Source organism: Pelovirga sp. C15f (assembly GCF_057178085.1).
Window position 1 is genome coordinate 637,912 of sequence record NZ_JBXUCV010000001.1, and the last position, 19,299, is coordinate 657,210.

General features: G+C 48.0%; 16 protein-coding genes. 3 read left to right on the forward strand and 13 right to left on the reverse strand.

The annotated features are described in order from the left end of the window. Positions 1-2: 2 nt before the first annotated feature. The gene (locus tag AC1931_RS03055; protein ID WP_483875753.1) at positions 3-1,196 is read left to right on the forward strand and encodes a phosphoglycerate kinase; all 1,194 of its coding nucleotides are present in this window, start codon (positions 3-5) and stop codon (positions 1,194-1,196) included. Positions 1,197-1,211: 15 nt separating this feature from the next. Beyond that, the gene (tpiA, locus tag AC1931_RS03060) at positions 1,212-1,964 is read left to right on the forward strand and encodes a triose-phosphate isomerase (RefSeq protein WP_483875754.1); all 753 of its coding nucleotides are present in this window, start codon (positions 1,212-1,214) and stop codon (positions 1,962-1,964) included. 101 nt (positions 1,965-2,065) lie between these two features. Here the strand turns inward: tpiA and AC1931_RS03065 are convergent, their stop codons facing one another. From AC1931_RS03065 to AC1931_RS03075, 3 genes are all read right to left on the reverse strand, one after another. Beyond that, positions 2,066-3,013 (reverse strand): AEC family transporter, encoded by a 948-nt coding sequence (locus AC1931_RS03065; protein ID WP_483875755.1) that lies wholly within the window; start codon positions 3,011-3,013, stop codon positions 2,066-2,068. A 102-nt stretch (positions 3,014-3,115) separates the two neighbouring features. Beyond that, positions 3,116-3,787: a response regulator gene (locus AC1931_RS03070; RefSeq protein WP_483875756.1), complete on the reverse strand. Its 672-nt coding sequence runs from the start codon at positions 3,785-3,787 to the stop codon at positions 3,116-3,118. 513 nt (positions 3,788-4,300) lie between these two features. Continuing rightward, entirely contained in the window at positions 4,301-4,981 is a 681-nt protein-coding gene (locus AC1931_RS03075) for a Crp/Fnr family transcriptional regulator (RefSeq protein ID WP_483875757.1), read from the reverse strand. An 89-nt stretch (positions 4,982-5,070) separates the two neighbouring features. Here AC1931_RS03075 and AC1931_RS03080 point away from each other — a divergent pair, with 89 nt between their 5' ends. Beyond that, positions 5,071-5,940: a hypothetical protein gene (locus AC1931_RS03080; protein WP_483875758.1), complete on the forward strand. Its 870-nt coding sequence runs from the start codon at positions 5,071-5,073 to the stop codon at positions 5,938-5,940. A 15-nt stretch (positions 5,941-5,955) separates the two neighbouring features. Here the strand turns inward: AC1931_RS03080 and prsR are convergent, their stop codons facing one another. From prsR to AC1931_RS03130, 10 genes are all read right to left on the reverse strand, one after another. Next, on the reverse strand, positions 5,956-7,377 hold the full coding sequence (gene prsR / locus AC1931_RS03085; protein ID WP_483875759.1) for a PEP-CTERM-box response regulator transcription factor: 1,422 nt from the start codon (positions 7,375-7,377) through the stop codon (positions 5,956-5,958). A gap of 28 nt (positions 7,378-7,405) precedes the next feature. Then, complete coding sequence (gene prsK, locus AC1931_RS03090; RefSeq protein ID WP_483875760.1) at positions 7,406-9,472, reverse strand: XrtA/PEP-CTERM system histidine kinase PrsK; 2,067 nt, start codon at positions 9,470-9,472, stop codon at positions 7,406-7,408. Between the two features lie 18 nt (positions 9,473-9,490). Further along, on the reverse strand, positions 9,491-11,386 hold the full coding sequence (locus tag AC1931_RS03095; RefSeq protein ID WP_483875761.1) for a polysaccharide biosynthesis protein: 1,896 nt from the start codon (positions 11,384-11,386) through the stop codon (positions 9,491-9,493). A 105-nt stretch (positions 11,387-11,491) separates the two neighbouring features. Continuing rightward, entirely contained in the window at positions 11,492-12,058 is a 567-nt protein-coding gene (locus tag AC1931_RS03100; RefSeq protein ID WP_483875762.1) for a sugar transferase, read from the reverse strand. 21 nt (positions 12,059-12,079) lie between these two features. After that, on the reverse strand, positions 12,080-13,027 hold the full coding sequence (locus AC1931_RS03105; protein WP_483875763.1) for a UDP-glucose 4-epimerase family protein: 948 nt from the start codon (positions 13,025-13,027) through the stop codon (positions 12,080-12,082). 96 nt (positions 13,028-13,123) lie between these two features. Next, a complete protein-coding gene (locus tag AC1931_RS03110; protein WP_483875764.1) occupies positions 13,124-14,305 on the reverse strand; it encodes a glycosyltransferase in 1,182 nt (393 codons plus the stop codon). A 9-nt stretch (positions 14,306-14,314) separates the two neighbouring features. After that, positions 14,315-15,445, reverse strand: a complete 1,131-nt coding sequence (gene wecB / locus AC1931_RS03115; protein WP_483875765.1) for a non-hydrolyzing UDP-N-acetylglucosamine 2-epimerase — start codon at positions 15,443-15,445, stop codon at positions 14,315-14,317. A gap of 150 nt (positions 15,446-15,595) precedes the next feature. Next, positions 15,596-16,708: a capsular polysaccharide biosynthesis protein CapF gene (locus AC1931_RS03120; protein WP_483875766.1), complete on the reverse strand. Its 1,113-nt coding sequence runs from the start codon at positions 16,706-16,708 to the stop codon at positions 15,596-15,598. 102 nt (positions 16,709-16,810) lie between these two features. Next, on the reverse strand, positions 16,811-17,845 hold the full coding sequence (locus tag AC1931_RS03125) for a polysaccharide biosynthesis protein (RefSeq protein ID WP_483875767.1): 1,035 nt from the start codon (positions 17,843-17,845) through the stop codon (positions 16,811-16,813). Beyond that, a complete protein-coding gene (locus AC1931_RS03130) occupies positions 17,838-19,298 on the reverse strand; it encodes a hypothetical protein (RefSeq protein WP_483875768.1) in 1,461 nt (486 codons plus the stop codon). The genes AC1931_RS03125 and AC1931_RS03130 overlap by 8 nt, the downstream gene beginning before the upstream one ends. Position 19,299 lies beyond the last annotated feature (1 nt).

A 19,299-nucleotide genomic window follows, 5' to 3' on the forward strand; every position in this document is an offset into this window, starting at 1 on the left:
CCATGTTCAACAAACAAACCATCGAAGACATTACTGTCACCGGTAAGCGTGTTTTCTGTCGCGTTGACTTTAATGTGCCGATTGACAAACAAGGAACGATCACTGATGACACGCGCATCCGCGCCGCCTTGCCGACGATCAGCTACCTGCTCAAAAATGGCGCCAGACTGATTCTTGCTTCCCACCTCGGGCGCCCGAAAGGAAAACCTGATCCGGCAGCAAGCCTGGCCCCGGTAGCCACCTATTTAGGATCACTGCTCGGGCAACAGGTGCTGATGGCCCCTGACTGCATTGGCCCTGAAACGAAAATTCTGGCGGAAAAACTTGAGCCCGGCCAGGTGATGTTGCTTGAAAATGTCCGTTTTCATGCCGGTGAAACTGCCAATGACCCTGACTTTGCCGCGCAACTGGCTGCCCTGGCTGAAGTTTATGTCAATGACGCTTTCGGCAGCGCCCATCGCGCCCATGCCTCAACTGAGGGAATTGCCCGCATTCTTCAACCATCGGTGGCCGGGTTACTCATGCAGAATGAGTTACAATATCTTGGTAGCGCCCTCGACAACCCACAGCGTCCCTTTGTTGCCATCCTCGGTGGAGCCAAAGTCAGTGACAAGATTACCGTCATCGAAAAACTGCTGGAGAAGGTTGACGCTATCCTGATCGGTGGCGGCATGGCTTACACCTTCCTGAAGGCGCAGGGCATTTCCATTGGCTCATCCTTAGTGGAAGAGGATCGTCTGGGTATGGCCCTTGATCTGCTGGCAAAAGCCAAGCAGAAAAACATCAAAATTTTCTTGCCGGCCGATCATCTGGCAGCTGAAACCTTTGCAGCCGACAGTCCCTTTACTGTTGTCAGCAATGATCGGTTTCCAGCAACCGGCATGGGGCTTGATATCGGACCGCAAACTATTGCCACCTATCAACAGCAGATCGCTTCAGCCAGAACCGTACTCTGGAATGGGCCGATGGGAGTTTTTGAGTTCGAGGCTTTTGCTAAGGGCACTTTTGCTGTTGCAGAAGCTCTTGCAGCCTGCAATTGTCTGTCTATCATTGGTGGCGGCGACTCGGTTGCGGCCGTTAACAAAGCCAATCTACAGGACAAGATGACTCATATTTCTACCGGTGGCGGTGCCTCCCTTGAGTTTCTCGAAGGCAAAGCATTGCCGGGGGTTGTTGCCCTTTCAGATAAAAAATAAGTAAGGAGACACACCATGCGTAAACCGATGATTGCCGGCAACTGGAAACTCCACAAAACCCTTGAAGAGTCTAACCAACTGGCTACCGAACTGGTTCAACAACTCTCCACTATCGACGATCGTGATATTGTCATTGCTCCGGTCTTTACTTCCCTGGCCAGTGTTTCCAGAACAATCGCCAATTCACCCCTCCAACTGGCGGCTCAAAACTGTTACCCGGCAGAAACCGGTGCTTTTACCGGCGAGGTTTCCCCCGCCCTGCTCAAGGATGCCGGCTGCCGATATATCATCAGCGGTCATTCGGAACGCCGACAGCTACTTAACGAAACCAATCAGTTCATCAATCAGAAAGTCAGCACAACCATCAACGCTGGACTTGGTGCGATTCTCTGCGTTGGAGAAACCCTCCAGGAGCGCGAAACCCATCAGATGCTAGAAGTGTTAACCGGTCAGATTAAAGACGGATTAGCCGGAATCACTCCAGAACAGATGACAGCGGTTGTCATCGCCTATGAACCGGTATGGGCGATCGGCACCGGGGTCACCGCCAGCAACGAACAGGCGCAAGAAGCCCACGCCTTTATCCGTGGCTTACTGCAGGGCTTATATAATCAGGATGTCGCCGAAGCCACCCGCATTCTATATGGGGGCAGTGTCAAACCGAACAATGTCGATGGACTGATGGCCCAGAGTGATATTGACGGTGCCCTGGTTGGTGGTGCCAGCCTAAAAGCCGAGGATTTTATCCGCATTGTGAAGTTTGAATAGTTAAAAAACCGAATTCAGGATACAGAATTCAGAATATAGAATAAAAAACTGCTAAAACTCCTGAATTCTGTATTCTGTATTCTGCCTCACCATTCTACCCCTTAAATCAACCCCAACGAGCGCAGCACAAATATCCCTGCTGTAATAAAAAACACTGACCCCAGTGATGTCATGGCGATGATGGCGGCAGCCAGATGATGATTTCCACCTAGTGATAGCGCCATGGGATAGCTTGCTGCCGCGGTTGGTGATGTGCTCATCAGGTAGAGCACGCCCAATTCCTGACCCTGCAGACCGATCAGGGCGCCACCGGTGGTTATCACCAGCGGCACAAACAGCAATTTCCCCGCCGACGCCCAGTACAAGGCACGATCCCCTTTAAATTCAAGTAATCGAATCGAGGCACCGGCACACAACAGCGCTAAAGGCAAGGTCATGCGGGCGAAGTATTCTCCGGTCGTCAGTAATAAGGCAGGAACCGGAAGCCTGCTCAACGACACCAGGACTCCAATAACAATGGCAATAATCAGGGGGTTTTTACCAATTTCAAGAATCACCCGCCACTTATGTGCCGGGTCGACTGTACGGTTCTGGTGCCGCGTCAGGGTGATCACCGATAAGACATTGAACAGTGTCGTCAAAAACGCCAGATAAATCGATGCAACCGCTACCACTGAATCACCAAAAGCACTCAGACAGAAGGCCAGGCCGATGATCCCCATGTTACCGCGAAACGCCCCCTGAACAAACACACCACGATCAGTAGCTGTTGTAATCCAGCGTGCAATTAAACGATCCAGGACAATAAAAACTGCAATTGTCGACCCCACCGCGTAGATGATCAGGGCAATCGGAAGATCGTGACGAAAGTCGGTTTCAACCAGTTTGACAAACAACAGACACGGCAGAGTAACCTTGAAAACCAGCTCAGCACCGACCTTGGCAAAGTCCTCAGTGATCAATCCGATCCGCTTGAAAACAATACCCAAACCTAGAATAGTGAAAATAGGCGCCGTGATGGTCAGGGCAAAGTAAAAATCAGCAACCATTTGGTGTCCTGATCAGGGATGAAAAATATCAAAAAAGGCCTGATCATAAATAACCAGGCCTTTTATTCAGGGGGAATCAGTTCATTGAACGCTGCAAAGGAACTATGACTCTTTCAATACATAGCCGGACCCACGCACCGTATGGATCAGTTTTTTATCATAATCGCGATCAATCTTGTTACGCAGGTAATTTACATATACATCAATAATGTTGGTGAATGAATCAAATGAATAATCCCAGACATTTTCAGCGATCATGGTGCGAGTCAACACCTTGTTAGGATTACGCATGAAGTATTCCATCAGGGCATATTCTTTAGAAGTGAGCTCAATCTCCTTGCCGGAACGCCACACTTTATGCGTCACCGGATCAAGGCGCAGGTCAGCAAAGTGAATTTCTGCACCACGGTCTGAGGTGCCGCGCCGGATCAAGGCACGACAACGCGCCACCAGTTCGGCAAAAGCAAATGGTTTAGCGAGATAGTCGTCCGCGCCGATATCAAGACCAACGACTTTATCCTCAACAGAATCGCGCGCGGTTAAACATAACACCGGGGTCTTTATATCCTTTTCACGCAGTTCACGAATAGCAGCAATACCATCTTTCTTCGGCAGCATGATATCCATCAGAATCAGATCATAGGTACCGGACAGGCCCTTTTCAATGCCGGCATCGCCGTCAAAAGCCAAATCAACCTTGTAGCCTTCCTCTTCCAGTCCGCGCTGGATAAAACCAGCGACCTTTTGTTCATCCTCTACGACAAGAATATGCATAGGTCCTTCTCCTTTACCCGATAGCAACAGGCATCAAGCAACGTCTTAATGATGAAGTAAACCTTGATGGTGTCGCAAAACTCACCAACTTAAGCGTTGCCGGCATTGCCTCACGGCTTCGACGTACGTAAGTACGCCCCATTGTTTGACAACAGCACGCCTTGCATTTGGCGTTTTTTGCTCAGCCATCGTATTTATTATGCTCTTTGTGAAAGCATCAAGCCTTGATCTGAGCAGCTTTCGACCTGAAAAAGGTGATAATGTTCAACCGCTGGTTCAAGCTGGACACTAATTAACAGAAAGCAACACTGGAACAATAGCAGGGTCTTGCTCAAGTCTCAACATGAAAATGAATTATTACTGCAGGTTACATGCTAATAGTCGGTCAAAAGATCATTGGAGCTGATTTAACAGGACGATAATTGAAAAAAACACAGGATTTCAACTTGGAATTGATGATCTTGATGTTATTAAAAAGCCGTTCAGCAACACCGTCAGTCTTGTATCTTGCTGCTAAAGACGCTCAGCATCGACTAAATCGTGCAAGCGATCCAAGTCGATCAGGCTGATCGTCCGGCCCTGAACAGCAATCAACTCTTCGTCGGCAAGTTTACGTAACGTACGCGACAGGGTTTCGCTGGTAGTACCCAGATTAGAAGCAAGTTGCGCTTTGGAAACCGCCAATTTGACTTGCTGACTGTTCATGTCACATTCACTGATTAAAAAACGGGCCAGACGCGCCGGAACATCACGAAAGGTCAGATCTTCAATCTGGCTGGCAAAATTCCGTAAAAAGCGGGATAAACCGGCAATCATGTTGATCGCTAATTGCGGCTGCCGATGGAGCAACCCTAAAAATTGATCCTTTGAAAAAAACAGCAATGAAGACGGATCAATACACATGGCAAACGCAGGAAAGGCGCCATCATCAAAGATAGCAGCGTCGGCAAAACTACTGCCCGGATGAATAACATGAAGAATTCGTTCCCGACCGTCGGGTGACAGCTTGAAAACTTTCACCTTGCCACTGACAACGACATAAAAACCATCAGCAACCTGTCCTTCTTCAAAAAGTACTTCACCGCGGTTGTAATCCCGCATCTTGCTGAGGGACAAAAGCAGCTGCCGATCCGCTTCAGATGTTCCGGCAAATAGATGGCATTGTTTCAAGATACTGGAAATATTAACACTCATGATGATATATGTCCTCGCTTGAAATTAAGGGCTTAATTTTATTTTACACTTTTGCTAGAATCTGACCTTAAATGAAAGGAAATGAAAAGATGAAATATATTCAAATACTTATAGTGACAGTTTTAGTTCTTGTCAATTTAATCCTGCCGGCTTTTGGTCGCGAAGTCACACTCTACTGGGAACCTAGTCCCAGCCCTGACGTGATTGGTTACAAAGTCTATTACCAGCAGGGAACACCTCAACTTCCACTGCGTGGAACAGAAGCTGATCAGGGCATCTCGCCGATTGATGCCGAAAATTCCCTCATGGCGTCGGTCAGCGGTCTGGAAGAGACGGCTGTTTATTATTTTTCAGTGACCGCTTACGATAGCCACAATAACGAAAGCACTTATTCCAATATTGTCAGTACGGCCTGGATGCCCCCGCTGCTCAGCCCGCAAAAGGAGAGTATCGTTGCCCCCTGGAATGTCACCTTTGATTGGGACGCCGGCCCCCCGGAACACTATCTGAACTATACACTCTATTATGGTACCGACAAGAATATGGTGATCAATGCCGGAGCTACACCCGGCAACCCGATCAACATCCCTAAAATAACCTGGCCAGCTCCGACTGACGGCCTGCTGATTGTCATTGCTCTGATGCTGATGCTGACGCTATTCTCTGCAACTGATCAAAGGGATAGGCGGGCTGTCGGCCTAAGAAGAGCAGCTATTACGGGATTATTTGTCTTTTCACTGGTAGCGTGCAGCGATGGGGGAGGATCTGGTTGGTCAGGAGAGGCGGTGCCCCTTTCATCATCTACGGCTCTTACGAGCGTTAATACCGGCAACATCACGAGCTACCAGACTGACAACCTGCTGGCTGGAACCACTTATTACTGGAAAGTAGATGCTCTAAGCACAACCGATCCGGGAACTGTTTTTCACAGTGAAACCTACAGCTTCACTACCGAGTAAAAGCCAGGAAGATTATTAGCCCGGCACAAAGAGATTGTGTTTTTTCAGCAAATCGTAGAGAGTCGGCCGGGTCACAGCCAACTGCTCCGCGGCTTTTTGAATATTACCGGCAGAGTCTTCCAGAGCCTGAACCAGGAGCGTTTTCTCAATCTGCAAGCGTGCTTCTTTCAGGGTCATACCGCGCATCGGTTGGAGCAGCTCCTGCGGCATGGCCCTTTTTTGCTGTTCACAGTCAACTTCAGCATCAGTATCACGCTCATCACTTTTAAATCCCAGATCCGCAGCAGCAATCATTGGTTGTTCGGCCATAATAATAGCACGCTTGATTTTGTTTTCCAGCTCACGCACATTTCCCGGCCAATCGTAGGCAAGCAGTCCGTTGCGGGCAGCGATACTGAAACCACGAACTTTTTTTCCATATTCCTGCCCGAACCGCCGCAGGAAATAATTGGCCAGCAACTCGATATCATCTCCCCGTTCACGTAGCGGCGGTAAACTGATGGTAATGACGCCAATACGATAATAAAGATCCTCACGAAAATCACCCTGGCTGATGGCCTCGGCGATATCGGTGTTGGTAGCTGCAATAATCCTGGTATCAAGCGGGATATCTTCACGCCCGCCAACCCGCTGAATCACCTTTTCCTGCAAAAAACGTAATATTTTTACCTGCAACAAAGGTGGCATCTCACCTATTTCATCAAGAAACAGGGTGCCATCCTGCGCGTACTCAACCTTGCCCTGCACCCGATTGCCGGCGCCGGTAAAAGACCCCTTCTCATGACCGAACAACTCTGATTCCAGGAGATTTTCAGGAATCGCCCCGCAGTTGATAGCAATAAAAGGCTTATCCTGGCGGATACCGCGCTGGTGAATCGCCTGGGCAACAACCTCCTTGCCGGTACCACTTTCACCTAAAATCAACACTGGAACATTTATTGAGGACACTTTTTTGATCGTTGCAAATACCTCGAGCATAGCCGGACACTGGCCAATGATACCACTGTAGTCGTTTCCGGATTGCTGCGCTGATAAATGCAGACGACGATTTTCTTCCTCAAGTTCTGCCAGTTGAAAAGCTCGCTCAAGAATGATCCGAATCTCATTGAGATCGATGGGTTTGTGATAAAAATCATAAGCCCCCATATCAACAGCAGCCAGTGCATTGTTGTGACCTTCATTGCCTGACAGTACAATAACTTTGGTATCCGGTCTATTTTTCAGTATTTCTTCAAGACACCGCAGCCCTTCGGTTGCACCATCTACATCAGGAGGCAATCCTAAATCCAGGGTCACAACCCGCGGCTGATGCTGGTTAAAAAGGGAGAGGGCTTCAGTGACACTTTCAGCCAGATGGATCCGGTAATCTTTGGCCAGCCCCCACTTGAGCTGCTTGCGGATTTCGGGACTGTCGTCTACGATAAGCAAATCGTTCATTACTATCCCCACAATGTCGCCTTAAACATCAAGAAGACCTCATATCAAAGGCCAGAGGCAGCCGCAGGGTAAACTCCGTCCCTTCACCTTCACGACTGTCAACCAGGATCTCACCATCATGGGCCGCAATGATCTGCTGACATTGATACAGGCCGATGCCGAAACCATGTTTTTTCGTAGTTTCAAATGGCTTGAAAAGATTATTACGAACAAATTCGGCACTCATCCCACAACCGCTGTCTTTAACCTTGACCCATCCCCGTGCCAGGTCTGCACCGTAAATAACAGCAACGGGACTTCCGTCTGTCGAAGCTTCTCTGGCGTTGACCAGTAAATTAACAAGAACCTTGTAAATCTCCTCTTCATCAACGGCAACTGAAACCTCCGGCTTACCGTCAATATGGATTACGCCTCCGACCGTGCCCACCGCATCAGCGATAATTTTTCCCAATGATACCGATGCAACAGCCAGCTGCGGCTTGTCTTTTAACCCTTTTAAGCGGGCAATCAGGGATTTCATGTTGGATACGGTATTGCCGATGGTTTCCAGCATATCCTGTTGAAACTCAGGATTGTCAATATGTTCCGCCGCATTATCCATCAGCAGGGATAAGCCGGAAACCTGATTTTTCAGATCGTGTAACACAAAAGTCGAAACCTTGCCTACCGCTGCCAGTTCGCGCGCCACCACAAGCTGATCCGCAAGGCGCAGACCCTGAATGGTCGTAATCGACTGACGTGCCAGCATGCGCAACATATCATAGTCTTCAAAGTTTAATAACTCGTCGGGGTTAATCTGCTCCCCCAACAGGATAAAACCCGCCAGTTCATCATCAAAAAACAGCGGTATGATCAAAAATAGATCCGGCTCAGGGATCGTCTCCAGCAACGATCCCTGCATCTCAGGTGGGTCATCACGGAGGTTGAGAATCCAGTCTTTTTTTTCAAGCTGACACATCACCGGGTCGTCAGCAAGAAACGGCCGCCAGTCGCGGGGGAAGTTAAATGCAGCTGCCGGTGAAAAGTGATTCTGCTCATCATCGTAAAGATAAAGCGCCGCGCCCTTGCAGGCCAGAATGGAACAGAAATGATCAAGAATAGCATTCTGGATCTGTGTCAAACTACCACCACCAGCCGCATAATGGGAAAACCGCTCCCACTGTTCGCGATAATCATATTTGCTCTGATAGAAGTTTTTCTGCAGCAGAACCTTCAGCTTACGCCGTAACCGCTCCGACAGAAACACCACCGCCAACACCAGACTTCCGACCAACAACAGAATATTGATGAGCACTTTGGCATCACCGATATTCAGGTACCGCAAGCCGCCACCGATCGTGCCCAGCAGAATCAGATAGCCCCCCACCAGCAACAGGACAAATGAACGATGGGCAATGCCGCGTGACAAGGCAAGACGGGCGCCATCGCCGCGCACCAGACGCGAGTAACAGAAAAGCGCGACAGCGGCAATAACAGCTACCGAACGGATAGGAAGATAATTGACGTTGATTGAGCGAAAGAGCAAGCTATGGCTGAAATACAAAGCGAAAGCTGCCATCAACAAGCCGCTGGCAAGCACTTCAAGTTTAACTTTCCAGCGCTGCAGTTCATGCAAGCCGGCCAGGGTTCGTTCCAGTTGTACCAGACCAAAGACCAGCACCAGCATCATCATCAGGTAAATAAAAAAACCTGGAGTTGTCAGAAAAAGGATTCGTTCATCAGCAAAATCGGGAGAAAAAATCAAGTGCAGACTCGGGGTCGCCAGCGCATAAACAAAAAGGGAGAAAAACAGCACAACAGCAATCCAGAAACCGACGCCACGATAAATGCGGGAGTTGTCACGAAAAGACGTTTTTGCATAAAAGTAGCATGCAAAAACCACAACAACCTCTAGCGGCATACCGATGCTGCGTAAAGAATAGATACGTTCCGGCGATCGCAGGGAGGAAAGGTCGATAAAACTCAGCCAGGCAAGGCCAAACAACGCTGCGATAAAAAACAGGGTCGCTGCGGTAAAACAGCGGCGGACCACAAGGATCACCACAGCTAGCGGGCAGATAAGAATATTCAACCAGAGGAGAGCTTCCGTAAGCATCAGTTCATGTCTACAGTTCTAGAGGTTTTGGTTTTCTTTTGACGAAAACTTTTGGTTCTGCGCCGGCGTATAATCGGGCACCAGCTGCTTCAGTCCCCGCCCGACGGCCTGGTAATCAAGAATCTTGGCATTACCCACCAGCTCAGCAATTTGCTCAACCAATTGTTTATAAGGCGGCGTCACCGACTGGGCAATACAGATTTTTTTATGGGGGGTCGGCAGCACTCCTTCGTCACCAAGAAGCAGCTCTTCGTAGAGTTTTTCACCAGGACGCAGACCGATATAGACAATATCAATATCTTCATATGGGACCAGGCCTGAGAGTCGGATCATCTCCTCGGCCAGGGTCGTGATTTTAACCGGGTCACCCATATCAAACAGATACACCTCACCCCCCTGGCCCATGCTACCGGCCTGGAGCACCAACTGGGTAGCTTCGGGTATCGTCATGAAAAAGCGGGTTACCTCCGGGTGGGTCACTGTAACCGGGCCCCCGGCCTCGATCTGTTTTCTGAAGGTTGGAATCACACTGCCGTTGCTCCCCAGCACATTTCCGAAGCGGGTGGTAACAAAGCTGGTTTGTGATCCCTTATTGAGAGACTGCACGTACATCTCGGCGATGCGTTTGGTCGTCCCCATAACATTCGTCGGGCGCACCGCCTTGTCCGTCGAGACCATGACAAACTTCTCGACCCCGTAATAATCAGCCGCATCCGCCAGCAGAACGGTCCCCTGAACGTTATTGTTGACCGCCTCAGCGGGATTTGTCTCCATCAATGGCACATGCTTGTAGGCCGCAGCATGAAATACCACCTGGGGTTGCTGCTGATCAAAAATCACATTGACCCGCGAGCGGTTACGCACATCTCCAATCACCGGAACGATAGGAATACTCTGGTAGTGTTTGCTCAACTCCTGCTCAATCATAAACAGAGGCGTTTCACCATTTTCAAAAAGAATCAGTTTAGCCGGATTGAAACGCATCACCTGGCGACAGATTTCACTACCGATACTGCCACCGGCCCCGGTTACCAGAACTCTTTTTCCGGAAATATAGTTTTGAATATCCTTACAATCGAGATGAATCGGTTCCCGCCCGAGCAGATCGTTCAGATTGACCTGACGAATCTGCTGGACGCTAACACGACCATCAATCAACTCACCAACACCCGGCAGCACTTTAAACTGGCATTGATATTTCTGACAGCGATTAACAATCGAGCGGATTTCACGCCCGGTAGCAGAGGGAATCGCAATGATAATCTCATCAATCTGTTGTTTGCCCAACAAAAACTCAAGATCATTCTGATTGCCAAGGACCTTGAGCCCCTGAAACAAAGAATGCCGCTTGGTCGGATCATCGTCTACAAAACCTACCAGATCAATATTTAACGCCTGATTCTGGCGGATTTCCCTGACAATCATCTGACCGGCGTCGCCGGCACCAACTACAAGAACCCTTTTGGTCTGTCCCGAGTCTCTCAATTGACGCCAGGGATGATAGGTTTCACGTATCATCCGCGTAGTAAAACGAATTCCCCCCACGAGAAGAAAACAAAAAATACCGTCCAGCACCAGAACTGATCGCGGTATGAGATTGAGACGATAGACCAGCACCGCATAAACAACAAAAATCAGTGAACCGACCAGGTTTGCTTTAACGATCTGGACAAGATCCGGCATGGACACATAGCGCCACCAGCCCCTGAAGGCTCCAAAGAACCAGAAGGTTGCCAATTTGATAGCGATAACAGCCGGCAGCAGTTCGGCAATCCTGCCACGATACATAGAGGGGATGGTTAAATCGAAACGAACAGCATAGGCAAGCAATAAAGAAGCACTGATGATCAACGCCGTCAGCAAAAAGGTGATAATAAGCCGGTATCGCTGAAAACGTTGAATAAATATATCCATGAACGACAACCCCCCGGAAATTTGCAAGTACAGAATGAATCTGTGATCAGCTTCGGGAGTCAATTAAAACATAAATGTCAGACAGATGGCAGCACGATTTTCATATCATTGTTGATTACCGTTTCCACTATTCTGACTGACCCGATCGCCCGATCCTTTGCCGGTGACCGTCTGCAGAATGTAAGAGAAGTACTTGCTAACCGTTAACTCCTTGATCATCAGCGCATCCGTTTCCGCCAACAGTTGCGGAGTCGACATGTCGATGTCATTAACTTGTGCCAGGCCCGTAACTCCAGGCCGCACAGAGTACACACCAAGCTCGGCACGCTCAGTGATCAGTTCCTCCTGATTGAACAGGTTCGGTCGCGGGCCTACCAGACTCATCTCCCCTTTCAGCACATTCCACAACTGCGGCAATTCATCCAGCTTGGTTTTACGTAAAAAGCTCCCGAGTCTGGTGATCGAAGAGGATGATGCCAGGTGGCTGGCTACGGATACGGTGTCAAGTTTCATGGTACGAAACTTCACCAGGATAAACGGCATTTTGTTCCTGCCGACGCGTTCCTGACGGAAGATAGGGGAACCGGTATCAAAGTACCCTAGAATAGCGATTATGAAAAAAACCGGAGCACCAAGGGTTAAGCCAATCAGAGAAAAAATAATGTCAAACATTCGGAGCATATAAAACCTTTTCTATCTGCAGTTATCTGCGGTCATATTGACTGCTTTTTTCAAACCTTCATCCAAACTTACTACCGGATCCCAGCCCAGCACTTCTCGTGCCTTGGAAGTATCCACCTGCAGATTGCCGCACAGGCGCAGCGCAATAGCCTGTTTGCCAATTAGCACAGCTCCCAACTTGAGCAATCCCACAGGGACAGGAACCAGACGTGCCGGCTTACCCAGCGCCTGTCCGACGCGACGCAGCAGGTCGGTTGTGGAAAGGTCTTCGCCATCGGCAACGAGAAAGGTCTGATTGGCAGCGGCAGGATGATCGATACAGGTGATGATTAAGTCGACGAGGTTATCAAGGGCGACCAGGCTGCGCTGGTTGTGGATGGCACCAAGTGGCAGGGGGATGCCTTTGCTGATCCAGCGCACCATGCTCAGGAAATTGCCTTTGACGCCCGGACCATAAACCAGGGGCGGACGGATAATAACAACTTCCATGCCGGTTTCTTTTGTCAACCGGTGTAAACCTTCTTCAGCTTCCTGCTTAGAGAAGCCATAAGGATCTTGAGGTGCAGGCGTATCCTGTTCCGTGAAAAAGCGCCCCGATGAAGTTTCTTCACCGTTAACCTTGACACTACTTAAAAAAATGAAGCGTTTGACCCCGGCGGCGGCTGCCTGGCGGGCAAGGTTGAGGGTTCCTGCCACATTAACCCGGCGGAACTCAGCTAACGGGTCACTGATCTCGTCTTTCATAATATGGACGCGAGCGGCCAGATGGATCACGGTGTCAACATCGGTCAGAGCCTCTTTCCACTGGGTATCAGGGCCGATATCGGTGACGACAACTTCATTGTTCAAAGACAATGAATTGCGAATCACGTAGCGCAAATCACGTTCTGCTGCCAGTAACCGTGAGCAGAGTTCGCGACCAATAAAGCCTGTGACGCCGGTGATTAAGATAACAGACATCCATCTACTCCTGGGTAATCAAAAAACCGCTTTCTCAACCATTAAAGACAGCACCGGGATCCTTTTCGGACTCGACCGTCATAAGATATGTACCTGTTACGTCCTGAGCTCAGGGACAATATACTCATCCAGTCGCTGTAAAAACTGTTCAAAACTCAACGCCTGTTTCAGGCTTGATCTGTCTTCCGAAAAACTACCAAAACTGATCTCACCCTTTTCAACAGCGCGAAAAGTCTCTACGATTGCCTCCAGGGTCGGCGGCACAACAACGCCAAGGCGATTACCCGAGACCCACCGAGCTACACTGGTATCCTCACCACAGACGGCCATCACTGCAGCTCCAGAAAACACATAGGAAGAGGACTTACTGGGAAACGCGTACCGGGTCACTTCATCCTCTATAGGCAGCAAAGCCCACTCATAATCGCAATTTAACTGAGCAGCATCCGTGGCAGAGATCTTGCCGAGGTATTCAACCTGATCATAACGCTTAGCCAGAGCAGCCATGTCAGAGGAAAACAAACCTCCACCTGCAAAGACAAATCGCAGCTTACCGCCGGTTTTAAGGAACTCGGTGATCGACTCAATCATCAAGGGAATGCGTTGAAGACGTCCTAAATTTCCACAAAACGAAAAGCCACGAACCCTTTGCAGACGAGGGATCACCTGGTCAAAAGAAACCGCAGGGTTACTGATAACATGTATTAGGGCTTTCGTGCCGGAGCGCTGGCGAATTTCTTCGGCCATTTCGTCGGTAATGGTAATCAACGCCTGAGCTCGGCGCATGGTCACGCAATCCATCCAGCGCAACAGGCGAAACAACAATGGCTGAACACGCACAACAACGCTGGCCGCCTCCGGGTGAATGTCCTGCAGATGATAGATATAGTGAGCCCGAAACAGCCGAGCGTAGATCATCACCACAAATGGAATCAGGACAGGCGGATCGGTTGATACATATATGACTTGTGGGCGCGTTCGCAAAAGTGTGATCACCACCCAGCACATAAAATAAACCGTGTCTAATGCTCTCACCAGAATTCCGCTGGATGAGATGGACCAGGCCTTTCCAGGAAAGAATTCTACACCCTCACCTCGCCCTTTTTCTGCCAGATGTTGTCGAATTCCCACGTGATCCTGGAGGATGACAGAAACAGAATGAGAAACAGACAGCTTTTCTGCCAAACGCAGCAGGGCTTCTCCAATAACCGGATAAATAGGCCAGAAGCTGCGGTTGATGATGACGATATTTCGCCGTCCAGAGTAAGATGTTGTCATACTAGAGACTTAGTACTCTTTCCAGACAGTCTGCATGACATAGTCACGATAACTGTGAAGTATGCGTACAACTTTTTCTGCCACATTCGGCATGCTGTAATCGGCCACCAGCCTGAGGGTACGATCAATTCCACGTTTCTGGCTGTCCAGAACTGTCAGGCCCTGTAATACGCGCTCCCGGCTTAAGCCCACCATCATCACTGCAGCCTCTTCCATCCCCTCCGGTCGCTCGTGGGCCTCACGGATATTCAACGCCGGAAAGTTCAAAATAGAAGCCTCTTCACTGATGGTGCCACTGTCTGACAGCGCCGCTTTTGCACACATCTGCAACTTATTGTAGTCCTTAAAACCCAGCGGCTTCAGCAGATGCACATTACTATGGAATGTCACACTCAGGGCATCAACCCGTTTCTGGGTTCGGGGATGGGTAGACACTATGACGGGATAACCGTACTGCTCAGCCACAGCGTTCAGGGTATCAACCAACGCCAGAAAATTCTTGTCGGAATCCACGTTTTCTTCGCGATGGGCGCTGACAACAAAGAACTGTCCTTCGGTCAGGTCAAGTCGCTCCAATATATCGGAAGCTTCAATTCCACTACGGAAGTAATTGAGCACCTCGAACATCGGGCTGCCGGTTTTAATAATGCGATCGGGTGGCAGCCCCTCACGCAGCAGGTAATCTCTAGCGATAGCGCTGTAAGGCAGGTTGATATCCGCCGTATGATCCACAATGCGGCGGTTGATTTCCTCCGGCACCCGCATATCAAAACAACGGTTACCGGCCTCCATATGAAATGTCGGGATTTTACGACGTTTAGCCGGAACCACGGCCATACAACTATTGGTGTCACCCAGAACCAGCAGGGCTTCAGGCTGAACATCCGCCAGGACTCGATCAACAGCAATGATAACGTTCCCGATGGTCTCAGCGCCACTGGCACCCGCAGCATGCAGAAAGTGGTCAGGTCTGCGAATATCCAAATCCTGAAAAAATATTTCATTCAGCTCATAATCGTAGTTCTGACCGGTATGGACAAGTATGTGCTCACAGTGTTCGTCCAAACTGGCGATCACGCGTGAGAGCCGAATAATCTCCGGGCGGGTACCTACAACCGTCATAACTTTGAGTTTTTTCATTATTTACTCCAACAACATTTTACGATTCACACGAAGACCACCAGCCATAAATAAGTCTTATCAAGCTGTATTTATTGATTTTCTACATTATCTTCGTATCTGACTTTATGTAAAAATATGATTTTTATCTAGAAATGTGTGGCTATTCTTCTATACCGGTTCAAAGTAAGTATCAGGGTTCTCGGGATCAAAACGTTCGTTTGCCCACATGATCGTCACCATATCACTATTTCCAGTATTGTAAATATTGTGGGTATAACCGGTAGGGATATCGACGACTTCGAGCTTTTCGCCGGAGACATGGTATTCAATGATTTCATCGCTGCCAATTTTGCGGAAGCGGATAACACCTTGCCCACTGACCACCAGAAACTTTTCATTTTTGGTGTTATGCCAGTGGTTGCCCTTGGTAATTCCAGGTTTGGAGACATTGACGGACACCTGGCCACGATCTGATGTACGGATGAACTCCGTAAAGGAACCGCGATCATCCTTGTTCATCTTCAACGGGTAGCTGAAGTCATCAGTCGGCAGGAAGCTCAAGTAGGTGCTGTAGAGCTTTTTGGTGAACAGATCTGACATATCAGGGATATTGAGCCACTGGCGGCTCTGCTTGAAAGAATGCAGTAACGCTACAATTTCGCCCAATTTAATAGTGTGTACCGGATCCACCACGGCATAGCCATCCTGAACAGTAGCGCGACCATCAAGACAGGCAACAAATGAAGCGACCACATCATCGATATATGCCAATGTCATGATCACGGACGGATCATTAACCTTGATTGGCAGATCGTGAGCGATATTATGGCAAAAGGTGGCGACGGCGCTGTTATAATTGGGGCGGCACCACTTCCCAAAAAGATTAGGCAACCGATAGACATAAACCCTGCCACCAGTTGCCTGCCCATAGGCCAATACAACCTCTTCAGCCTGCCGTTTGCTGATCCCGTAAGGATTATCCAGAGTCGCCTGAGTGGAGGAGCACAGGACAATCGGCACCGCCCTGCCCTGTTCCAGCAAAATCGATGTGATTTCTTCCGTCAAACCGGCGTTACCGGTGGCGAATTCTTCCTGATGTTGTGGGCGATTGACGCCTGCCAGGTGAAAGATGAAATCGGCCTGTGAACAGAGGGTCGAAAGCGTGGCAGGGTCATCTTCAATATCAAACGTGAGCAACACATATTCTTTGCGTTGCCGTAATGTCTCGATCAGGTTTTTGCCGACAAAACCGGAAGATCCGGTTATGAGAATGTTAGTCACAAGAAATCCTTTTTAAGATGGAAAGTCGAGCTTGAGCCTGGAGTTTCAACCCTTAAGCAGGATCCTGCAGCTAGCACCTTACTCCTTAAATCCTCGCTCTTTTCACCTCTGCCGAACATCGGTTGTTTCACCTGCCAGTTCGCGCCTGACGTAATCCAGAGACAACAGTTTTTCTTTTATCTGCTCAATGGTCAAACGTTCGGTATTGTGTGAATGATAGTCTTCAAACTGCGTAAGGTTCTGCTCGCCTTCAACAAAGTACTTGTTGTAGTTGAGGTCGCGATTGTCCGCCGGAATGCGATAGTATCCGCCAAGATCTTCCGCATGAGCCATTTCTTCACGGGTCATCAATGACTCATAGAGCTTCTCGCCATGGCGGGTACCGATGACTTTGATCTCATTATCAGCCTCAAAGAGCTCCAGCAGGGCCTGTGCAAGATCATTTATAGTGGAGGCCGGAGCTTTCTGAACAAATGTGTCACCCTGCTGTCCATGCTCATAAGCATAAAGCACCAGATCAACAGCATCGTCTAGTGACATCAGAAAACGGGTCATGCTCGGGTCGGTTACTGTCAGGGGTTTTCCTTCTTTAATCAACTTGATAAAAAGTGGAATGACTGAGCCCCGCGAAGCCATGACATTGCCGTAACGGGTACAGCAAAGCATGGTTTTATCGGGATTCACAAAACGCGACTTTGCGACAACGATTTTTTCCATCATCGCCTTGGATATGCCCATGGCATTAATTGGGTAAACAGCTTTGTCAGTACTCAAAGCAATCACCCGCTCCACCCCTTTGGCAATGGCGGCATTCAGGACGTTTTCAGTACCGAGAACATTTGTTTTAACTGCCTCTAAAGGGTAAAATTCGCACGAAGGCACCTGCTTCAAGGCTGCTGCCTGAAAGACGTAATCGACCCCTTCCATAGCGTAAAGCAAACTGTCGTAGTCACGGACATTGCCGATATAAAACTTAACTTTTGGATTAGCTAGACCGATCCGCATGTCTTCTTGTTTCTTTTCATCGCGGCTGAAGACGCGGATTTCCTTGATATCAGTGTTGAGGAAGCGGCGGAGAACGGCATTGCCGAAGGAGCCGGTGCCACCAGTTATCAATAGAGTTTTTTCTTTAAGCATCTCTTTTCCATTCAATTTTATGTGCTGTTAAAACTTGGGTTAGCTCAACCCAGTCAGTCACTTTTATGATTTTTTCAGAAGATAAAGATGGAAACAAATGTTCTACATAAAACTTATCTTTATTGCTTACAAGGATAGCTATTGCTAATCTGCCGCGCTGTGAAGACTCAACAAGGACCGTTGACTTCCTAGAGAGACAAACTGATGAGCTTAACGCCTTGCCTAATTCTTGAACAATGTCTATATCTGGAAAATGACTTGTATAAGTAGCTTGATCTTCAAGGGGATGCAGTTTGATTGAAAACTTAATTCCCCTACGTATTAATTCATCAATTATTTTAATATTAACGTGCTGCTCTCTAGGTTCGGTGAAAAAACAAATTTGATTAATTACTTCATCCCCCTCACTACTCTTATTTATTCCTAGCATCTTATTAAGAACCTCGTCGGAATAAAAAAATTTATCTAAAGAATATATCGACTGAAGTATTTTTCTAGCATTCTCGCTGAAGCAATAAAAAACATCCCCACACAGACCGCCAGGGAATTTAAAACCATATTCCAAACCGTGAGGAAAACACGTTAAATGTCTACCCCTCTGCCTACAACACCGCGTCTGTAGTAAAGCGAAACGGTCTTCCTTTTCCCCAGAAAAAAATTCTATATTTTCTGAAGTGTACGCTAGAACCTCCTCCAAGCATGCTTCATAGAGGGCCTTATGAGGAATTCTTTTCCAATAGTTACAGTATACAGAAAGTGCAAACCACCTTCCTAAAAAGCCCTGTGCATCCCTATAAAACAGAAACAAATCCCTTATGGTACACCATAGAGTTCTGATATAAATTCTCGGAAAACTTAATGACCATAATATGGAATAGATTGAATTTCCTGGAATATTAAGGGTAGAAAAGTTATCAATTAAGACCAAACAGTTTGTTTTTTCAAAAATAATTTCTTTTGCTCGCGCGTAACCGGACTTACTTCGAATCAGAAAAACTTCTCTATAGGATTTTAAATCATTCTTAACTGATGAGGGTCGTCTACTACCCTTTGATAAGAAGAAAAAAGGCAAGAAAGAAGTAATAAAGACAGTTAAAAATAGACAAGAAACAAAAGCAAACAGAGCCTGAAGAGGAAAGAAAATATTCTCAACTAGGCTCTTGTCTAAGTGAGAGTCAGCCTTTAAGTGAGAAAGAATACCTTTGTCAGAGAGTCTTGAATCCCAAGAAAAAGAAGCCTTCTCTACGTTAGGTGTCGACTTCTTTAGTTCCTTATATTTCACATAATAATAAAAAAATAATTCGTTTACATAGTCAGATGATGGCTTATGCGTGAAAGAATTGATCTCATCTACAAAACTTTCAGTATAAACATTTTCAAGGTCCAATTTTTTCCAATCATCGTCAATTTTGATGCGCCACGAATCCCGGACTAGTTTTAACTCTTTTGACATA